Origin of the sequence: Pseudomonas sp. NPDC007930 (assembly GCF_042958985.1) — a bacterium.
GTDB lineage: Bacteria > Pseudomonadota > Gammaproteobacteria > Pseudomonadales > Pseudomonadaceae > Aquipseudomonas.
This window is the reverse complement of the sequence record NZ_JBIBKC010000007.1, coordinates 266517-283141: the sequence shown is the minus strand read 5'-3', so window position 1 is coordinate 283141 and position 16625 is coordinate 266517. Positions and strand designations below refer to the sequence as shown.

Annotated in this window: 17 protein-coding genes; 7 read left to right on the top strand and 10 right to left on the bottom strand. The window is 61.8% G+C overall.

Annotation, left to right across the window (positions count from 1 at the left end; translation table 11 throughout):
* Positions 1-135: 135 nt before the first annotated feature.
* Complete coding sequence (locus ACFZCE_RS17160; RefSeq protein WP_390941090.1) at positions 136-1047, top strand: bestrophin family ion channel; 912 nt, start codon at positions 136-138, stop codon at positions 1045-1047.
* 45 nt (positions 1048-1092) lie between these two features.
* Here ACFZCE_RS17160 and ACFZCE_RS17155 read toward each other — a convergent pair whose 3' ends face one another.
* The gene (locus ACFZCE_RS17155; RefSeq protein ID WP_390941088.1) at positions 1093-1356 is read right to left on the bottom strand and encodes a PepSY domain-containing protein; all 264 of its coding nucleotides are present in this window, start codon (positions 1354-1356) and stop codon (positions 1093-1095) included.
* Positions 1357-1552: 196 nt separating this feature from the next.
* Between ACFZCE_RS17155 and ACFZCE_RS17150 the strand changes: the two genes are divergently transcribed.
* Together ACFZCE_RS17150 and ACFZCE_RS17145 are read left to right on the top strand one after the other, a co-directional pair.
* Positions 1553-1960, top strand: coding sequence for an NUDIX domain-containing protein (locus ACFZCE_RS17150; protein ID WP_390941086.1), 408 nt, complete (start codon positions 1553-1555; stop codon positions 1958-1960).
* Positions 1961-2073: 113 nt separating this feature from the next.
* A complete protein-coding gene (locus ACFZCE_RS17145; RefSeq protein WP_390941084.1) occupies positions 2074-2748 on the top strand; it encodes an MgtC/SapB family protein in 675 nt (224 codons plus the stop codon).
* Positions 2749-2861: 113 nt separating this feature from the next.
* Here the strand turns inward: ACFZCE_RS17145 and ACFZCE_RS17140 are convergent, their stop codons facing one another.
* The 5 genes from ACFZCE_RS17140 to ACFZCE_RS17120 all read right to left on the bottom strand — a co-directional run bounded on the left by ACFZCE_RS17140 (position 2862) and on the right by ACFZCE_RS17120 (position 7514).
* Positions 2862-3623: an SDR family oxidoreductase gene (locus tag ACFZCE_RS17140; RefSeq protein WP_390941083.1), complete on the bottom strand. Its 762-nt coding sequence runs from the start codon at positions 3621-3623 to the stop codon at positions 2862-2864.
* Between the two features lie 9 nt (positions 3624-3632).
* Positions 3633-4460 carry an EamA family transporter gene (locus ACFZCE_RS17135; protein WP_390941081.1) on the bottom strand — a complete coding sequence of 276 codons (828 nt, stop codon included), beginning with the start codon at positions 4458-4460 and terminating at the stop codon, positions 3633-3635.
* A gap of 74 nt (positions 4461-4534) precedes the next feature.
* Entirely contained in the window at positions 4535-5446 is a 912-nt protein-coding gene (locus ACFZCE_RS17130; RefSeq protein WP_390941079.1) for a LysR substrate-binding domain-containing protein, read from the bottom strand.
* Positions 5447-5605: 159 nt separating this feature from the next.
* Complete coding sequence (locus tag ACFZCE_RS17125; RefSeq protein ID WP_390941077.1) at positions 5606-6556, bottom strand: NAD(P)-dependent oxidoreductase; 951 nt, start codon at positions 6554-6556, stop codon at positions 5606-5608.
* A 16-nt stretch (positions 6557-6572) separates the two neighbouring features.
* Positions 6573-7514: an ABC transporter substrate-binding protein gene (locus ACFZCE_RS17120; protein WP_390941075.1), complete on the bottom strand. Its 942-nt coding sequence runs from the start codon at positions 7512-7514 to the stop codon at positions 6573-6575.
* A gap of 149 nt (positions 7515-7663) precedes the next feature.
* On the opposite strand from ACFZCE_RS17120, the gene ACFZCE_RS17115 reads away from it, so the two are divergent.
* Positions 7664-9001 carry an NtaA/DmoA family FMN-dependent monooxygenase gene (locus ACFZCE_RS17115; protein ID WP_390941074.1) on the top strand — a complete coding sequence of 446 codons (1338 nt, stop codon included), beginning with the start codon at positions 7664-7666 and terminating at the stop codon, positions 8999-9001.
* Here the strand turns inward: ACFZCE_RS17115 and ACFZCE_RS17110 are convergent.
* Genes ACFZCE_RS17110 through ACFZCE_RS17100 form a run of 3 tightly spaced genes read right to left on the bottom strand, consistent with a single transcriptional unit; the run spans position 8989 to position 12013 of the window.
* Positions 8989-10494: a tripartite tricarboxylate transporter permease gene (locus tag ACFZCE_RS17110; protein WP_390941073.1), complete on the bottom strand. Its 1506-nt coding sequence runs from the start codon at positions 10492-10494 to the stop codon at positions 8989-8991. The genes ACFZCE_RS17115 and ACFZCE_RS17110 overlap by 13 nt on opposite strands.
* Before the next feature lie 15 nt (positions 10495-10509).
* Entirely contained in the window at positions 10510-10953 is a 444-nt protein-coding gene (locus tag ACFZCE_RS17105) for a tripartite tricarboxylate transporter TctB family protein (RefSeq protein ID WP_390941071.1), read from the bottom strand.
* A gap of 13 nt (positions 10954-10966) precedes the next feature.
* Positions 10967-12013, bottom strand: a complete 1047-nt coding sequence (locus ACFZCE_RS17100; RefSeq protein WP_390941069.1) for a tripartite tricarboxylate transporter substrate-binding protein — start codon at positions 12011-12013, stop codon at positions 10967-10969.
* Positions 12014-12171: 158 nt separating this feature from the next.
* Between ACFZCE_RS17100 and ACFZCE_RS17095 the strand changes: the two genes are divergently transcribed.
* Genes ACFZCE_RS17095 through ACFZCE_RS17085 form a run of 3 tightly spaced genes read left to right on the top strand, consistent with a single transcriptional unit; the run spans position 12172 to position 15164 of the window.
* Positions 12172-13155: a tripartite tricarboxylate transporter substrate-binding protein gene (locus ACFZCE_RS17095; protein WP_390941068.1), complete on the top strand. Its 984-nt coding sequence runs from the start codon at positions 12172-12174 to the stop codon at positions 13153-13155.
* A gap of 21 nt (positions 13156-13176) precedes the next feature.
* Positions 13177-13977, top strand: a complete 801-nt coding sequence (locus tag ACFZCE_RS17090) for a class II aldolase/adducin family protein (protein ID WP_390941066.1) — start codon at positions 13177-13179, stop codon at positions 13975-13977.
* A 20-nt stretch (positions 13978-13997) separates the two neighbouring features.
* Entirely contained in the window at positions 13998-15164 is a 1167-nt protein-coding gene (locus ACFZCE_RS17085) for an acyl-CoA dehydrogenase family protein (protein ID WP_390941065.1), read from the top strand.
* Between the two features lie 11 nt (positions 15165-15175).
* Here the strand turns inward: ACFZCE_RS17085 and ACFZCE_RS17080 are convergent, their stop codons facing one another.
* Positions 15176-16492, bottom strand: coding sequence for an MmgE/PrpD family protein (locus ACFZCE_RS17080; RefSeq protein WP_390941064.1), 1317 nt, complete (start codon positions 16490-16492; stop codon positions 15176-15178).
* Positions 16493-16625 lie beyond the last annotated feature (133 nt).

The following is a 16625-nucleotide window of genomic DNA, read 5'->3' as shown; positions in this document are numbered from 1 at the left end:
CAATCCCGTATTCGGCCGACTTGAGGAGGTCTGGATCTCGTCCAAGATTAAGCCGCGATTAAGAATCACTCTCTAGACTCGGCGCAACGGTTGAGCAGATGCCTACCTTCATCAAGCCGGTACAGGAGTGACGCGATGGCAACTGCAGTGAAGTTAAAATGGAAATGCCTGGCACGCACGATCAGCTATGTAGGATGGTCGTTGTTCTGGCTACTGATGTGGGACGTAGCAGTGACCTTGGACGCCATGCTCGTCGCAGGCTACGGTATCGAGCTACCACTCATGCCGCTGACGCTGCTGTGCTCGGCATTGGTCGTTCTGATCAGCTTCAGAAACTCAAGTGCCTATAACCGGTGGTGGGAAGCTCGAACCCTTTGGGGATCGATGGTCAACAGTTCAAGAAGCTTGGGCCGCCAGGTATTGATCTTGATCGATGATCCGCAGGGGCGTACCAACGGCGTTAAAGCAGAACTGCTGCAGCGCCATGTAGCCTATTTACAGACCTTGCGCCTTCACCTGAGGGGAATCAGGGAAATCGAATCGCTGAAGGGGGTCTTGCCCGAGCCGGAACGGCAGCTATTGAAAGGCAGCCAGAACCTTCCAAACGATATTCTCAGCGGTTCCGCTGAACTGATCGCTCGAGAGTTCAAGGCCGGCCATCTCGACAGCATCAGGTTGGCCAGGATTGAGTCGACGCTGGTTGACATCTCCAACTGGCAAGGTGGAATGGAGCGAATTGCCAATACGCCACTGCCCTATCCGTACGTCTATTTTCCACGGCTATTCAGCACTCTGTTTTGCGTGATCATGCCGCTCAGCCTGGTTCCGTCGCTGGGCTGGTTCACCCCTTTGGTTTCCACTGTGGTGGGTTGCATGTTGTTGGCCATGGAGCGAATCGGAACTGACTTGCAAAGCCCTTTCGGTACCAGCCAGCATCGCATTCGTACCGAAGATCTCTGCCGCAATATTGAAAATAACCTGAGGTCGATGTTCTGCTCATCGGAGCGCGGTGAACTGTACCTGGAAACGCCTCAACAGCACGCCTGATCATGCATTTGGAAAGCATCGGGGGCCGTCAAGCCCCCCGCCTGGTTAATGATCCATTTTGTCCTTGGTGATCTTGCCGGTGTGCGGATCGACGTGGAACTCGTATTTCATGCCGTCCGCCTTGGTGCCCTCTCCCTCCCAGTGCCCGTCATCCGCCTCGATCTTGGTCACCTGGGTGTATCCCGCGGCCTTGAGGACCACCTCCGCTTGTTCCTTGCTGACCTTCCAATCTGCACCCGGCTGATCAGCCCATGCCGCCGTGGCAAACAGGGCGGTAGAGAGGGCAATGCCAGTAATTAATGTCTTCATCGCAGTATTCCTTATGGCTTTATATGACAGTAATGTGACAGCCTTGCGCTCAAGGCCGTTCATTTCGGCTTGCTACTGGCCGCATGGTGCCGTCAGTCCAGAGCATGATTCGCGCTCGTAAACGCAGGCGCTGCGCAGGTCAGAATGTCGAACCTATCCCAGGAATGGACTCAGTAAGCCACTAGACTGAAGCCGTATGAGAGAAAAGCCTCAATCCCCGCCCAGACCACGAGCGACCATTCTGTGCATACAGGAGGGCCGCGTGCTGCTTGTACGCAAGAAGGGAGGTAAGTGGAACCTCCCGGGTGGAACCGTCGAAAAAAATGAGCATCCCATGGCTGCTGCGTTGCGAGAGCTACGGGAAGAAACCAAGCTGCGCCTGACCGCTTTGAATACGGCGGGAACGCTGGACATCGGCGATACACGGCACCTGGTGTTCACTACCGAGGTGACTCCTGGAACCAACGCCCAGGCGAACAATGAAATTGAAGACTGCCGTTGGTTCGATGCCGACCAACTGAAGAAGAAGCCCGTCAAGGACAGTGCAATAGCCCTCCTGAATGCCTTCCTGCGTCAGTGGCTGGAGGCGCCATCAACGAGCTAGCACGGTTTGCCGTTGGAAGCCTCAGTTCGGAGGTTGGTGCCCGCCTTGCCAGGTGCAATGACTCATAGCAGTCCGCTTGCCGAATGGATGTGCTTCCACCAAACGAGGAACCCATGCTAACGAATTTGGAAATGTGCATACGGCTGATGCTGGCGGCTTCGCTGGGTAGTTTGATCGGCTTCGAGCGCGAACGCCTGCTCTGGGCGGCGGGCCTGCGAACGCATATGTTGGTGTGCGTAGGCTCCTGTTTGTTGATGATTGTTTCAGCTTTCGGCTTCCAGGACGCACTGGCCATGCCACACACCGAACTTGATCCCTCGCGTGTGGCCGCGCAGGTTGTTTCCGGTATTGGTTTTCTCGGCGCCGGCTCCATCCTGCTGCGTGGAGAGGTGATCAAGGGCCTGACCACCGCGGCCAGTTTGTGGACGGTCGCTGCTATCGGCCTGGCGGTCGGGGGTGGCCTTTACGTAGTTGGCACTGCCGCCACGGTGATCATCTTGATCATATTGGTCGCCATCAAGCCGATGGAGCGCATCTATCGCAATCGGGTACAGGTGCACGTGCTTAAACTGCTTGCGCCGAGCCGGGCGGTGACGCTCAGTACGGTAAACGAGGTGCTGGGCAATCGCGCCAGTAAGGTTAAACAGTTCATCGTTGAAAAGGGCGAGGCGGATGATACCGATAGCATCACCCTGGAACTGAAGCGCACTTCAGAGGCCCAGGCTCGGGAAATCCTCTTGCAGCTTTTAAAGATTGAAGGAGTCCAGGAAGACACCGCGGGGCAATGACTTCAGGCTTGCCATAAGCCCCGGAGCAGAAGCACTACAAGACTGATGCCCAGCGTGCGCAGGCCTGTACATTCCGGTGAACGGGTGGGTGGCCTAATGTATTGGCACATTCATTATTTTCCGCCCGTGACATCAAGGAACGTCCCCGTGACGAATGATGCCGCGGCGCTCGCCAGCCAGAGCACGGCTTCAGCGACCTCGTCGGGCTGGCCACCACGCCCCATTGGAATCGACGCTTTCATTTGCTCGACCCTGTCTGGCCGCCCACCGCTGGCGTGCATATCGGTGTAAATGTGGCCCGCGCGTACACAATTGACCCGCACACCTTCCCGGGCCATTTCCTTTGCCAGGCCTGTGGTGAAGGTTTCCAATGCGCCTTTTGAAGCCGCGTAATCAACGTACTCGTTGGGGCTACCCAGCCGGGCGGATGCTGATGAGATGTTGACAATCGCCCCGCCTGTGCCGCCGTAGCGATGGGCCATGCGCTTGACTGCTTGTTGGGCACAGAGCAAAGGGCCGAGGGTGTTTACCGCGAACATGCGCTGCAAGCGTGCGAATTCGATGTCTTCGAGGCGCGACTGAGGGCCTATGATCGCGGCATTGTTGACCAGCACGTCCACACGCCCGAACGTGTTGTCGATAGCCTTGAACAACTTCAAAACGGCCTCTGGCTCGCTACTGTCAGCCCGAACAGCCAGCGCCCGGTGGCCCAGCCCCGTGACGTCGGCCACGGCCTGCTGGGCGGCAGCCTCATTGTTTAAATAACTGATGACAACGTCATACCCTTTCGTGGCGGCCAACCGCGCAGTCGCCGCGCCAATACCCCGGCTTCCACCGGTGATCACGATTACCGGGTGTTCTCGCTCAGTACTCATCCTAGCCTCCTAACCCACCATGAATATCCCGGCCGTGATCACCACGCACGCGGCGCATTTTTGGATCGACAGGGGTTCGCCCAGAAACACGTGGCCAAGCAGCGCGGCAAACAGCACGCTGGTTTCCCTAAGCGCCGAAACGGCCCCCATGGGCGCGGCCTGCATTGCATAGATCACCAAGCCGTAGGCCACCAGCGACACAACGCCGCCCAGTAATGCGGTGCCCCTACCTGGCCTGGAAGCAATCAGGCTCAAGGCCCCTCGCCTGCTCATATATACCAGGGGCATCAGCACGCCCCACATCGCGCACATCCATGCGGTATAGGCCATCGGTTGCGCCGCCAGCCGAACCCCTAGACCATCGGTCACGCTGTAGGCCGCGATAAAGCCGCCGGTGCCTAATGCTGAACGAAAACCCGCAGGGGAAAGGCGATGGCGCCCGAGGGCTAGGCAGACGATCCCGAAAGAGATCAGCAATACACCGGTAGCCACCTGCCACGACAGCGCTTCGCCGGCAAATATCGCCGCGCCCACGGTAATCAGAATGGGAGAGCTGCCCCTGGCGATGGGGTAGGTTCGGCCGAGGTCACCGGCTTCGTAGCTGCGCACCAGAAACAGGTTGTAGCCCACATGCAACACGGCAGACAGCGCGGCGTACGGCCAGCTTTCAGGGGCGGGTATTGGCAGTGCACAGGCAGCAATGGTGCTGCACCCTGCCACCGCGACACACATCATGGTCATCGACCAGAGTTTGTCCTGGCCGCCGCGAAGCAGCGCATTCCAGCTGGCGTGCAGCAGGGCGGCAAACAGCACGAGCAAAACGATTCGATCAGGCATGCCCCCATGGTAGGCGGGCAGCTTCAATCACGGGGCGAAGAATCTTCATCGCCGCATGAGCAAACCCTCATGCCTCAGCCATAACGTTGCGCGGCTGACACCGCTTCGTTGCGCAGCCAGGCCCTGAAAGTTTGGATGTGTGGTTTGGTTTCCACTCCCTGCGGGCAAACAAAGTAATAGCCAATGGGTGATACGAATGGCACATCGAAAAGCCTCACCAATTGCCCCTCGCTAAGCTCTCGCTCAACGTGGCCGCTGCGCGCCATGGCAACGCCCTGGCCCAACAACGCGGCCTCGATGGTCATGTTGGTGTCGGCGAAGCGCACACTTTCTTTCAAGGCGCTGACCTGCACCCCGACATGTTGAAACCAGCGCTCCCACTTGGGCACCAGGTCCGAGCCGTCCCGGGTTAGCAAGGGGTACCGAAGCAGTTCGGCCGGGGTGCGAGGATGGCCGAAGCGCTCGAGCAGAGCCGGGCTTGCCACCGGGAAGATCGTTTCGCGAAACAGAAACTCCGAATACAGCGACGGGTAGTGGCCCGTGCCCAGGCGTATCGCAACCTCCGGGTCATCCCGGGTGAAATGGATGACCTTGTCGGAAGGGTCGAGCGTCACGAGTAGATCCGGGTGCTGGGCCGCCAAGGTCGGTAGCCTGGGCAGCAACCACTTCAGCGAGAATGAATAGGTGGTGCTGACCTTCAGCGGCACGCGCCCTTGCCGCTCATGCAGCGAGCCCAGCGTTGCATCGAGCTTCACGAAAAACTCCCGCACCAACGGCGCGAGTGCCGCGCCCGAGGCGGTCAGGCGCAACGAGTTGCCGCGCTCGAACAGGGTGACGTCCCAGATGGCTTCTAGGTGCCGAATTTGGTGGCTGACGGCGCTTTGAGTAACGCTCAGTTCCTCGGCCGCCGAGGTGAATGTCGCGTGCCGGGTGGCCACTTCGAAGGCGCGAAGGCAGGCGGTTGGGGGTAGCGTTCGTGGCGCCATCGAGACGGTGTCCTGGGCGAAGGAGATGGTTGATTGCCGTAGCATACGGTCAATACCCGTTACGCTGTAACAGGCCCTACGAATTTGAGCGGGCCACCTCGGGAGGGCTCAAATCGGCGCGCATGGTCCGCTCGCGGCGAATCGCCACGCCGGTACGCGCTACGCGCAGCTGCTCCCCCGCTGTACCTCGTCAAGCAACGGCAACCCCGCGGTGAAGCGCCCAAGATTGTCGACGAACTTCTCCAGCAACGCCGCGCGGCTTTCCCAGCAGATAGCACTGGTATGTGGCGACAACGCCACACGCGGATGCTGGTAGAACGGATGGCCAGGCGGTGGTGGCTCGACCGTGGTGGTGTCTAGCGTAGCGTAACTGGCCTTGCCCGAATCCAGGGCGGCCAACAGCGCTGCTTCATCGATAAGGTCACCACGCCCCACGTTGACCAGGTGCAAGCCTGGCTTGGCCGCGGCCCAGGCCTGAGCGCCGATAATGCCCTTCGTACTCTGGGTAGAAGGGGCAGCCAGCACCACGTGGTCGCTCACGGCCATCAATTGCTCGATGGCCTGCAGCCGCTCCACTCCCTCGACTGCCGGCGCTGTTTGGCTGCCACGTACGGTCACCACGCGGGCGCCCAGAGCGAGCAGCTTGCCGGCGAGCAACTGGTTGATCGCACCGAAGCCCACCAGCCCGACCGTACTGCCGTGAACCAGCGTATGCCGGCGCGTGCGCCATTGCTCCGGCGCGTTGACCCAAAGGCTATCCAACTGAAAGGTCTGGCGCAATATGGCAGCCAGGGCGTACTCGGAGATCGATTGCGCCGCGACGCCTCGCGCGGTACTGACACGCACGCCCTGGAAAAACCAATCAGGAAAGATGTCGATCCCTGACGATACCAATTGCACCCACTTCAGCCCTAACGGCCAGTGGGCGGGAGCTGGAGTACGTAAGGCGTGTTCGCGCTCAGGCGCCAGTGGCGCGGCGATCAGGATCCGCACCGAGTCCGGTATCTCCAGCGCACCCGGCAGCAGGCGCAACACTGGCACGCCCACGCGCCGCTCCAGCGCATCGTTGAAGTCGCTTTCCAACTGGCTAGCGATTTGCAGTGCTTGCATAAGCGGCCCTTGCTCTTCAGGCCACGACGAGTGAGGAAAACTCGCTGGCCCCGGGAGTGAGCTGCCAACCGCGCATCCACTCGTAGGTGTAAGCGAAGCGGGCCTCGTCCATCGGCCGGCTGTGGGCGTAGCGCACGAACGTGCGGGCCAGCTCATGAACAGCAAGGCGGTCTTTGATCGGCTCGACAATGTAATGCTTGTAGCGATCGAAGTCGGCGTTGATCAAGTCCGCGGCTTCGTTGATCGCCTCCAGGTAGGCATTGCGCAACGTGGCGGGCAGGTCCGGCGCAACGACCTCAGCACCCCGATAGAAGTTGACGCCGATGATATGAGCCCCCTCCTTGAGCGCGAGGCTCACGTAGGGTTCCATCAGCGCGGCGGCGCGCAACTCTCCGCGCTTGAGCGCTTCATAGCGCAGCAGCGGCTCGCCCACGTGCGACAGCACAATATCCTCGCGGGCCAACGCACCATCGAGAAACTGCAAGGTGGTGTAATGCGAGCCGGTGAACTGGTTGATCCCTACCGCGACGCCCGCCAAGTCACGCAATTCCTGAATTGCCGGATCGAAGCTGAGAATCACCTGCGCGACCACCGCCGGGCGCAGCGCCTGTACCTGGCTGCCGCGGCCACTGCGCTCGGAGCGGTCCAGGCCGGCCCATTCGCACAGGTTGTAAGCATCGGCCTGGCGCCGCTCGTACAGCGATTCCTTTTGTCGCTTGAACGCATCCGGGTTCGAGTAACCCGCCTGAGAGTAGGTTTCGCTGAAGGTCACCTCCAGGCCGCGCTTGGCGAATAGCCCATGCTCTAACGCCACATGGATGGGAAGGTCGAAAACCGGCACGTTCGGGGCGACCACAAGCGATGTTTTCGGGGCGGCGAGGCTCACATTGGCATCCTCTTCAAAGAGTGTGTGGAAGTCCCAACATAGCCAGGCCGCAGGCTGTTCGATAAATACCATTTTCCACTATCCATAGCACTTCGTAACGTGCAAAAAATGCCGCCCAAGTCGCTATAACTTTATAAACAAACAATGGAACCTTCTGTTATTCAAGCATGAAACAATCCGCGGCTCTGCCCCCTCGGGACATCAAATAGAGCAAAGCCAAAATGAATAGACAGATGCATCTGGGCGCGGTGGTCATGGCGACAGGCAACCATGTAGGCGGTTGGCGCCACCCCCGGGCCCGCGCCGATGGCGGCCATGACCTGGCTTTCTATCAGCACATTGCCCGTCACGCTGAAGCGGCGTGTTTTGATTTGTTGTTCCTCGCCGACTCGGTGGCCATCCGGGACCGTGGCGATCGCCAGACGCTCCGCCGTTCGCACCACATTGCCCAGTTGGAACCCCTGACTCTACTCTCGGCACTGGCCGTCGGGACCCGCCGCCTGGGCCTGGTGGCCACAGCCTCGACCACCTACAACGAGCCTTACCATGTGGCCCGCAAGTTCGCCTCGCTGGATCATCTCAGCGCGGGCCGCAGCGGCTGGAACGCCGTCACTTCGTTCACCGACAGCGAAGCGCTGAACTTCAATCGCGATCAGCATCTCGCCCATGGGCTGCGTTACGCGCGCGCCCGGGAGTTCGTCGACGTGGTCAAGGGCCTGTGGGACAGCTGGGAGGATGACGCGTTCGTGCGCGACAAAGCCGAGGGCATTTACGTCGAGACCGACCGCCTGCACGTACTCCAACACAAGGGCGAACACTTTTCGGTACGCGGCCCGCTCAATGTTGAGCGCCCGCCCCAAGGGCACCCGGTGCTATTCCAAGCCGGCGCCTCGGAGGATGGCCAGCGCCTGGCCGCGCAAACCGCTGACGTGGTGTTCAGCGCCGCCGATACGCTTGAGCATGCCATTGCGTTTCGCCAGGGCCTGCGCGCTCAGGCCGCAGAGGCCGGGCGCAACCCCGATAGCATCAAGGTGATGCCGGGGGTGATGGTGATCGTAGCCCCTAGCCAGGCCCAGGCCCAAGCGCTAGCCGCCGAACTGGACGCGCTGGTAGACCCCGCCATTGGCCTGGCGCAACTGCAGGCCATGATCGGCCTAAACCTGGAGGGCTTGCCGCTCGATGGCCCACTACCGCCATTGGCCCTGACCCAGGGCCATCAGAGCCGCCAGCGCTTGCTGGTAGAAAAAGCCCACCGGGAGAACCTGAGCATTCGCCAGCTCTACCAGTTGGTTGCCAACGCATTCGGCCACCGGGTGCTGGTCGGCTCACCCGAGCAGGTCGCCGATGGCCTGCAGCACTGGTTCGAAGCCGGCGCGGCCGATGGCTTCAACATCATGGCGCCTTACCTGCCCGGGGGCTTCGAAGCCTTCACCGAGCTGGTGGTGCCGATTTTGCAGGCGCGCGGGGTGTTTCGCCGCCATTACAGCGGCACTACCCTGCGCGAACACCTGGGCCTTGCGCGCCCGGCGCACCCCGCCACGCGCGCCTACTCTTCCTGAAACGCCTCCACCCGCACCCGGCGAAACTTAGGCAGCAAGATCATCAGCAGCAACCCTAGGCAAATGGCGAGGAACACCAGCGCAATCGGATGGTGCACCACCTCCAACGGGTTACCGCGGGCGATGAGCATGCTGCGGCGAAAGTACTCCTCCAGCAACGGGCCAAGGATAAACCCCAGCATCAATGGGGTGGGTTCACAGTCCAGCAGGTACATGACGTACCCCAGCACACCGAACACCACCGTCACCCAGATGGCGAAAGGGTTGTTCTGCAAGCTGTAGGCACCAATGCAGCAGATCAACAAGATCGCTGGATAGAGCAACCGGTAAGGTGCCGACAGCAAGCGTATCCATATACCGATCAGCGGCAGGTTCAGAACAATCAACATGGCGTTGCCCACCCACATGCTCGCGATCACGCCCCAGAACAACGCCGGCTGCTCAGAGATCAACTGCGGCCTGGGTGAGATCCCTTGCACCATCAGCGCCCCGACCATCAGCGCCATGACGGCATTTGAAGGGATACCCAGGGTCAACAGCGGAATGAACGAGGTTTGCGCACCCGCGTTATTGGCAGACTCTGGAGCAGCTACCCCCTCGATCGCGCCCTTGCCAAAACGCTCCGGCTGGCGCGCCAACTTCTTCTCGATCGAGTACGCCGCGAACGAACCCAGCAGCGCCCCGCCCCCTGGCAGAATGCCCAACAGCGAGCCGAGCAAGGTTCCGCGCAAAGTGGGCCAAGAGATTTGCTTGAACTCGCGGCGAGACAGCCACAGCCGTGTGACGCTGCCACGGTCGACGCTGCGGGCCCCGCCAGGTTGCTGCAGGTTGGTAAGGATTTCGCTGATACCGAACACGCCCATGGCCACCGCGACGAAATCCAGCCCATCGCTGAGCTCATCCAGGCCAAAGGTGAAGCGCTGGGTGTTGCTGTTAAGGTCCGCGCCAACGCAGCCGAGCAATAAGCCCAGGGTAATCATCGCCACCGCCTTGAGCACATCGCCGCTGGCGAGAATGACCGCGGCCACCAACCCCAGCAGGATCAGCGAAAAGTATTCGGCGGGGCCGAAGCTGAGCGCCGCGGTCGACAGCAGCGGAGCAAAACCGGCGATGACCACGGTGGCGAAGCAACCGGCGAAGAACGACCCCAGCGCCGCGGTGGCCAACGCTTGCCCCGCGCGCCCCTGCAAGGCCATTTGATGACCGTCCAGGCAGGTGATGACCGACGATGACTCACCTGGCAGGTTGACCATGATCGCCGTGGTCGAACCGCCGTACTGGGCGCCGTAGTAAATGCCCGCCAGCATGATCAACGACGCCTGTGGCCCCAGCGTGTAGGTGGTGGGCAGCAACATCGCGATGGTCGCCGCCGGCCCCAGGCCAGGCAGGATGCCCACCAGCGTGCCCAGCAGCGCCCCGAACAGGCAGTACAACAAATTGTTGAAGGTAAACATGACGCTAAACCCTAGCGCCAGGTGATCAATGAGTTCCATGGCGTAATACCTGCTTCACAGAGGCCAGAGCGGAAACGCAATCCCTAGCCCGTAACCAAAAATACCCACCGCGGCGCCACTCAGGGCTACCGCCAGGGCGAAGATTTCCCGCCAGTCGCGCCCAGGCGCGGCCAACCGTGCGCCGACCACCAGCACGGCGGTGGCCACGGCAATGCCGGCGCGATCGACCAGCAGCGCGAACAACGCCACGCTCAGGCTGACGATCAGCAACGGCCAGGGCTTGAAGGTGCGCGGCGGCGGCCCTTCACGGCGGCAGGCGCGCACAGCAATGGCCAAGCCCAGGCCTACCAGCAAAAACGCGAGCAACGCCGGGAAATAGCCGGGGCCCATACGCGCCGCGCTCCCCATCGGATACACCTGCCCGATATAAAGCGCGCTGAGGCCTATAGCGATAAAGAACAGGCCGGCGAAAAAATTGGTACGGCTCAACAATGTCATCGTCGGGCTCCGGTCAATTGCTGGCGGTGATGTGGTTATCAAGAATCACCTGCCTCCAGCGGGCAATTTCACTGAGGATGAACCCCTGGAACTGCTCAGGCGTATCGGCCACCACAGTGCCGCCTTGCTGCTCGATACGCGCGCGCACCTCGGGGGTATGCAGCGCCTGGACCAGCGTCTGGTTCAGCCGCTCGACCACCGCCGGCGGCGTACCCGCCGGGGCCAGAATGCCGTGCCAGGCCGACACCTCGACATCCGGGAAGCCGGCCTCGGCGGTGGTGGGTACATCCGGCAACTGCGGCGAGCGCGCCTGGCTGGCAACCGCCAAGACTTTCACCGTGCCGCCGCGAATCTGCGGCAGCACCGCCGGCAGGTTGTCGATGTACAAGTCCAGGTGGTTACCGATCAAATCATTCAATGCCGAGGTGCCGCCCTTGTAGGGGATTTCCAGCAACTCGATCCCGGTGGTCTTGCGCAACTGCGCCACCAGAAATTGCGGCGTACCGCCGTAAACAATGCCGAATTTCAGCGGCTCCGGCCGGGTTTTGGCCAACGTCACCAGCTCCGCCAGGTTGCTGACCGGCAGGCTGGGATGCACGAAGATCACATTGGGCACCGAAGCGAGGATGCCCACAGGCGCGAAGTCTTTGGCGGGATCGTAAGGCAGGTTCGGGTACAGCGTAGGGCTGGTGGTGATCGGGCCAAACGTGCCGGCCAGCAAGGTATAACCATCGGGCTTGGCCTTGGCGACCAGCTCGGTACCCAGGTTGCCACTGCTGCCAGGGTGATTCTCTACCAATACCGGCACCTGCAAAGCCTTGCTCCAGATGTCAGCAGCCAGCCGCGCCATGATGTCGTTGGTGCCGCCGGGCTGATAGGTCGCAATGATCTTGATCGGCTTGTCCGGCCAAGCCGCCTGCGCCCCGATAGCCACCGTTAAAAGCCCCGCGCCCAACGCTAGAGCAAGCCGTTTGATCCATACCGTGTTGCCGGTCATTTGTACGCCCCTTCGCGCGCTGTAAAGAGGCCGCAGCATAGGACCGAAGTGCCGCACTTCCATAGTTCAAATAAGAGTAACAACCAAACTTTAAAAATGCCAAAACCCGCACTTTCAACACGCTAAGCTCATATCAAAACGTACTAACCCAAGCACTTTTTCTTCCCCCTATACTCGGCTCCCCATTACTACTTTGCTTTCAAGTCAGGAACTATTTCGTCATGCCTATTCCTCGTCGCCGAGCGAGCCGCTGGTTGGCCGCGGCATTCTTTTTACCCACGGCCCTGAGCCTGTATAGCGCACACGCCGGCAACTACCCTGACCACCCGATCAAACTGGTGGCGCCGTACCCGCCGGGTGGCCAGACCGACATCGTGGCCCGCATCGTTGCCACCGAACTGAGCCGCGAACTGGCGCAACCGGTCGTGGTGGAGAACCGCTCGGGCGCCAATGGCTTGCTGGGCCACACCTTGGTGGCCAACGCCAAGGCCGATGGCTATACCTTGTTGCTGGGTAACTCGGCGATGCTCGCGGTCACCGTGCACATGATGAAAGACATGCCCTACGACCCGCAGAAGTCTTTCGCGCCGATTGCCGTGGTGGGCGGCGGCCCGTATGTACTGGAGGTTAAGGACAGCCTGCCGGTCAACTCGGTGGCGCAGCTTCTGGATTACGCGCGCCAACACCCAGGCACCCTCAACTTTGGCCTCGGCGGCTATGGCTCGCTGCCGCACCTGTTGTCCGAGCAGATCCAGTATCAAGCCAAGCTGAAATGGCTGACGGTCAACTACAAAGGCGCCGGCCCCATGCTGGTCGACCTGCTGGGCGGCCAAACCGACTTCACCATCGACAACTTGTCCTCGTCCTACGAATACATCAAATCCAAACGTGTACGGGCACTGGCGGTGTCTGACCGGTCAGATCTGCTGCCGGAGGTTCCGACCTTCGAACAGGCGGGGCTGAAGGGCATCAGCGCCCGTTCCTGGCATGGCGTGCTGGCCCCGGCAGGCACACCCGCGGCGATCGTGCAAACGCTGAACCAGGCAATTACCCGCAGCCTGGCTCGCCCTGAGGTGGTGGCCAAGCTCAAGGACGCCGGTGTCGACACCCTTGGGGGTACCCCGGAGCGCTTCGCCCAGTTGATCAGCTCGGAAAACCAGCGCTGGGCACAGGTAGTGGATGAAACCGGCGCCACCCTCGAATAACACCAAGCGGAGACCTTTCCAATGACTGCGATACCTTGCAACGCCGGCTTGCTTCGGCACCATCCTGCCCCTGCCCACATCGGCGAAGCCGAATGGCAAGCCCGGCTCGACCTCGCCGCGGCCTACCGGCTCGGCGCCCGCTTCGGCTGGCACGACCTGCTGGGCACACACTTTTCCGCCCGGGTACCGGGCACCACCGACCAGTTTCTGGTCAACCCCTACGGTTTGCTGTTCGAGGAAATCACCGCATCCTCACTGGTGAAGATCGACCTCAACGGCAACGTGGTGGATGACAACGGCTTCACCGTTAACCCCGCCGCCGATGTGATACACGGTGGCATCTATGCCCAACGCCCAGACGTTCAGGCCATCCTGCACCTGCATTCGGTCGCCGGGGTGGCAGTGGCTGCCCAGGAAGGCGGGCTGCTGCCGATCTCGCAGAACGCGATGATCATCCGTGGCCGCGTACGTTATTACCCCTACACCGGCGTCAAGCTGGACCGCGAGGAGTGCGCGCGCATGGCGAGCGCCCTGGGCGAACAAAGCATTCTGTTCCTCAACAACCACGGCACCCTGGCCGCAGGGCGCACCCTCGGCGAGGCGTTCTCGTTCATCGTCCGGGTCGAGCGCGCCTGCCAGATCCAGATCGCCGCGCAATCCAGCGGCGCGGCGCTCAAGAGCGTAGAGCCCCAATGGGTGGAACAGGCCGCCGCCTTCGGCCAGAAACTCTATTCCAGTGACAGTTGGTCGCCCGGCGCAACCACTGAGTGGAATGCGTTTCGTCGCAAAATCGACCGGGACGATCCCGGCTACGCCGCCTGACCCGAGAGCCAGAACCGACCATGAACTTCGACTACGAACCGGCCCACGAGCGGGTCTACAACCTTGTCGGCGAACTGGGCCGCGCGCGCTTTTTCCCGCGGGCAGCCCAGCACGAGCAGGCCAACCGCACCCCGGTCGATAACCTGCGTGACCTGTTCGACGCCGGCCTGCTGGGGCTTAGCATCCGCAAATCGGCCGGCGGTGGCGGTGGTGGCGCCTTGGGTGAAGACCCGTTGGTGTCATTGCTGGTGGTGGAGCAAACGGCACGCTACTGCCTCTCGACCGCCCAATGCATTCACATTCATTACAACGCCGCCCACATGGTCGACCAGATCGGTACCGATGAGCAGCGCGAGCGAATCCTGCAGCCTGTGCTGCAAGAAGGTGAGCTGCTCAACGCCACCGGCAGCGAGCCCGGCCGCACAGCCCGCGGCCTCTATGGGCTGACCACGGTGGCACGGCCGGTCGAGGGTGGCTATCGGGTCAGCGGCGTGAAGAACTACGCCACCCTCGCCGCCGAGGTCAGCCACAACATTCTCTACGCCGTGATAGAAGGCATTCCCGCCCCCGAAGGGCACCTTGGCCTGATGATCCCGCGGGGCGCCGCGGGCCTGATCGTGCGCCCCGATAGCTGGAACCCCATGGGCATGCGGGCGGCGCACAGCCCTGACATTCAATTGGACGATGTATTCGTCAGCCACGCCAATGTGCTCGGCTCACCCGGGCAGTTTCCCCGGGATCATTGGCAGACCAAGTCGCATTTAAGCTTTGCCGCGCAGTACCTCGGCGCTTGCGAGGGCATCTTCGACTTGCTGGTGGATTACCTGCCCAAGCGCGGTACGGCCCATGACAGCTACAGCCAACTACGCCTGGGGGAAATCCGCATCGCCATCGACAGCGCGCGCTGGATGATCTACCGCGCCGTCGGCCTATGGCGCAAGCAACACTACCCCCAGGCCGAGTTGTTTTCGATGAACGCCAAGCATCAAGCCATGAGCGCCGCGGTGGTGGTCATGGATAAGGCCGCGCAGATCGCAGGCTCCAGTGCGTTTTCCGCCGACGCACCCCTGGCCCGGGCGCTACGCGACCTGCGTGTGCAGACCTTGCATGAAAACCTCGACAAAACAGCCGCCACCATTGGCAAGTATCACCTCGACCAACCGTACGATACCTCCTCGCGCCTATAAGCCTGAGCGCGTTACTGGAGCAGCGCTTCGATCGAGGGCAGTTGCTCCAGCACATCAATACGCGCCAGCAAGCGCTCGCCCTCGCGCTGTGCATCGGCATAGGCGAAGCAGGCCCGCGCCTTCGCCAATGCGGCGCCGCCCGCCAACGCCGGTGGCGCCGCATTGGCACGGGCCACCAACGATTCGCTAGCGGTTTGAACCACCACCTCGGCAGGGTACATCCTGCCAGGGCCCGCCGTGGTGCGTACATGAATGCGCTTGGCCAATGCCAGCGCCTGGGGGTCGAGCGCGCTGGCCGGTTCAATGTGCTCAAGCTCGAAACGGCGGTGCAGCAATGCCACCGCCACCGCGTATTGCACGCTGAACTGCGCCGCGACCTGGGGGTTGGTGGCGGGCGAATAGGCCGCACCCACCAGCCGAGTGGAGAACTCCGGCAGGGCAACGTCGACGCGCAATACTGCATCGGCGCTGACATCGTGCGCGGTGGCCAACCCCAGAGTGAGGTCCAAAGCTGCGTGGGCGCAGCCACAGTTGGGGTAGCGCTTGATTGCGATCTGCAGGCCAGGCCAACGCAGGCCTAAGCCCTCCAGCACAGTCTCGGCATCACCGCCCGTGTACAGGCTAAATAGCCCAAAGCGCCCCTCCAAAGCCTGGGCGGGTGCGTTCAACCCAGCAGCGGCCAACTGCGCAGAGTGCACTGCCGCTCGCGCGGCGAATGCCGATTGCAGGCGCTTGGCCTGGCTTTGCTCGACCATCGGCTGCTGGGTACCCGCGGCCTGGGCCAAGGCGAAGCCCATGGCATGGGTGATGCCTTGCGCCGGAAGCCCGAGCAAACGGGCTGCGCCTGCTGCAGCGCCGATGACGCCGCACACAGAGGTGTTGAACCAGCCGTCATAGCGCCGCACCGCTTCGCCCAGCCGGCAGATCACATCCACCGCCAGTATGTAAGCGTGCAAAAACTCAAGGCCGCTGGCGCCTCGTTGCTGGGCGACCGCCAACAGCGCGGGAAGCGCAACGATGTCGGCGTGTACCGTGCCGCTGACGTGCAACGCGTCAAAGTCCAGCGCCGCTGCCGCGACCCCATTCACCCACGCCGCCTGCCCCGCCGGCAGGCGCTGCGCAGCGCCCCAGAGGCTTGCCTGCCCTGCCCCACCTTCAGCCAGCGCCAGTTGGCGCACCGCGGGTACGCCGTCAGCCTCTAACCCGGCCCACGCCACCGCCAGGGTGTCGGCGAGGCAGGTTTTGCTGTGCTCGACCAACGTCGAGGGCAACGCTGACCACGGGGTGGCGTGCAGGTGAATGGCAAGCTGTTGCGACAAACTAATCATAGGCGGCTCTCCAACGATGAGCCGCCGAGCATGCCGCGCACGGGAGCCGCCACGCCAATGCCCGGCCGGCCTAAGCACATGACCAAAAAAACCTAAAAAATCCGTGCGTCCAGGGCGTGGTACTTATAACCAT

Excerpts from the sequence above, each read along its gene's own strand:
- ACFZCE_RS17120 (WP_390941075.1), bottom strand. The coding sequence starts at position 7,514 with ATGGTATTTATCGAACAGCCTGCGGCCTGGCTATGTTGGGACTTCCAC.
- ACFZCE_RS17105 (WP_390941071.1), bottom strand. The coding sequence starts at position 10,953 with ATGACATTGTTGAGCCGTACCAATTTTTTCGCCGGCCTGTTCTTTATC.
- ACFZCE_RS17155 (WP_390941088.1), bottom strand. The coding sequence starts at position 1,356 with ATGAAGACATTAATTACTGGCATTGCCCTCTCTACCGCCCTGTTTGCC.
- ACFZCE_RS17125 (WP_390941077.1), bottom strand. The coding sequence starts at position 6,556 with ATGCAAGCACTGCAAATCGCTAGCCAGTTGGAAAGCGACTTCAACGAT.
- ACFZCE_RS17095 (WP_390941068.1), top strand. The coding sequence starts at position 12,172 with ATGCCTATTCCTCGTCGCCGAGCGAGCCGCTGGTTGGCCGCGGCATTC.
- ACFZCE_RS17135 (WP_390941081.1), bottom strand. The coding sequence starts at position 4,460 with ATGCCTGATCGAATCGTTTTGCTCGTGCTGTTTGCCGCCCTGCTGCAC.
- ACFZCE_RS17115 (WP_390941074.1), top strand. The coding sequence starts at position 7,664 with ATGAATAGACAGATGCATCTGGGCGCGGTGGTCATGGCGACAGGCAAC.
- ACFZCE_RS17090 (WP_390941066.1), top strand. The coding sequence starts at position 13,177 with ATGACTGCGATACCTTGCAACGCCGGCTTGCTTCGGCACCATCCTGCC.
- ACFZCE_RS17150 (WP_390941086.1), top strand. The coding sequence starts at position 1,553 with ATGAGAGAAAAGCCTCAATCCCCGCCCAGACCACGAGCGACCATTCTG.
- ACFZCE_RS17130 (WP_390941079.1), bottom strand. The coding sequence starts at position 5,446 with ATGGCGCCACGAACGCTACCCCCAACCGCCTGCCTTCGCGCCTTCGAA.
- ACFZCE_RS17140 (WP_390941083.1), bottom strand. The coding sequence starts at position 3,623 with ATGAGTACTGAGCGAGAACACCCGGTAATCGTGATCACCGGTGGAAGC.
- ACFZCE_RS17080 (WP_390941064.1), bottom strand. The coding sequence starts at position 16,492 with ATGATTAGTTTGTCGCAACAGCTTGCCATTCACCTGCACGCCACCCCG.
- ACFZCE_RS17100 (WP_390941069.1), bottom strand. The coding sequence starts at position 12,013 with ATGGAAGTGCGGCACTTCGGTCCTATGCTGCGGCCTCTTTACAGCGCG.
- ACFZCE_RS17085 (WP_390941065.1), top strand. The coding sequence starts at position 13,998 with ATGAACTTCGACTACGAACCGGCCCACGAGCGGGTCTACAACCTTGTC.
- ACFZCE_RS17160 (WP_390941090.1), top strand. The coding sequence starts at position 136 with ATGGCAACTGCAGTGAAGTTAAAATGGAAATGCCTGGCACGCACGATC.
- ACFZCE_RS17145 (WP_390941084.1), top strand. The coding sequence starts at position 2,074 with ATGCTAACGAATTTGGAAATGTGCATACGGCTGATGCTGGCGGCTTCG.
- ACFZCE_RS17110 (WP_390941073.1), bottom strand. The coding sequence starts at position 10,494 with ATGGAACTCATTGATCACCTGGCGCTAGGGTTTAGCGTCATGTTTACC.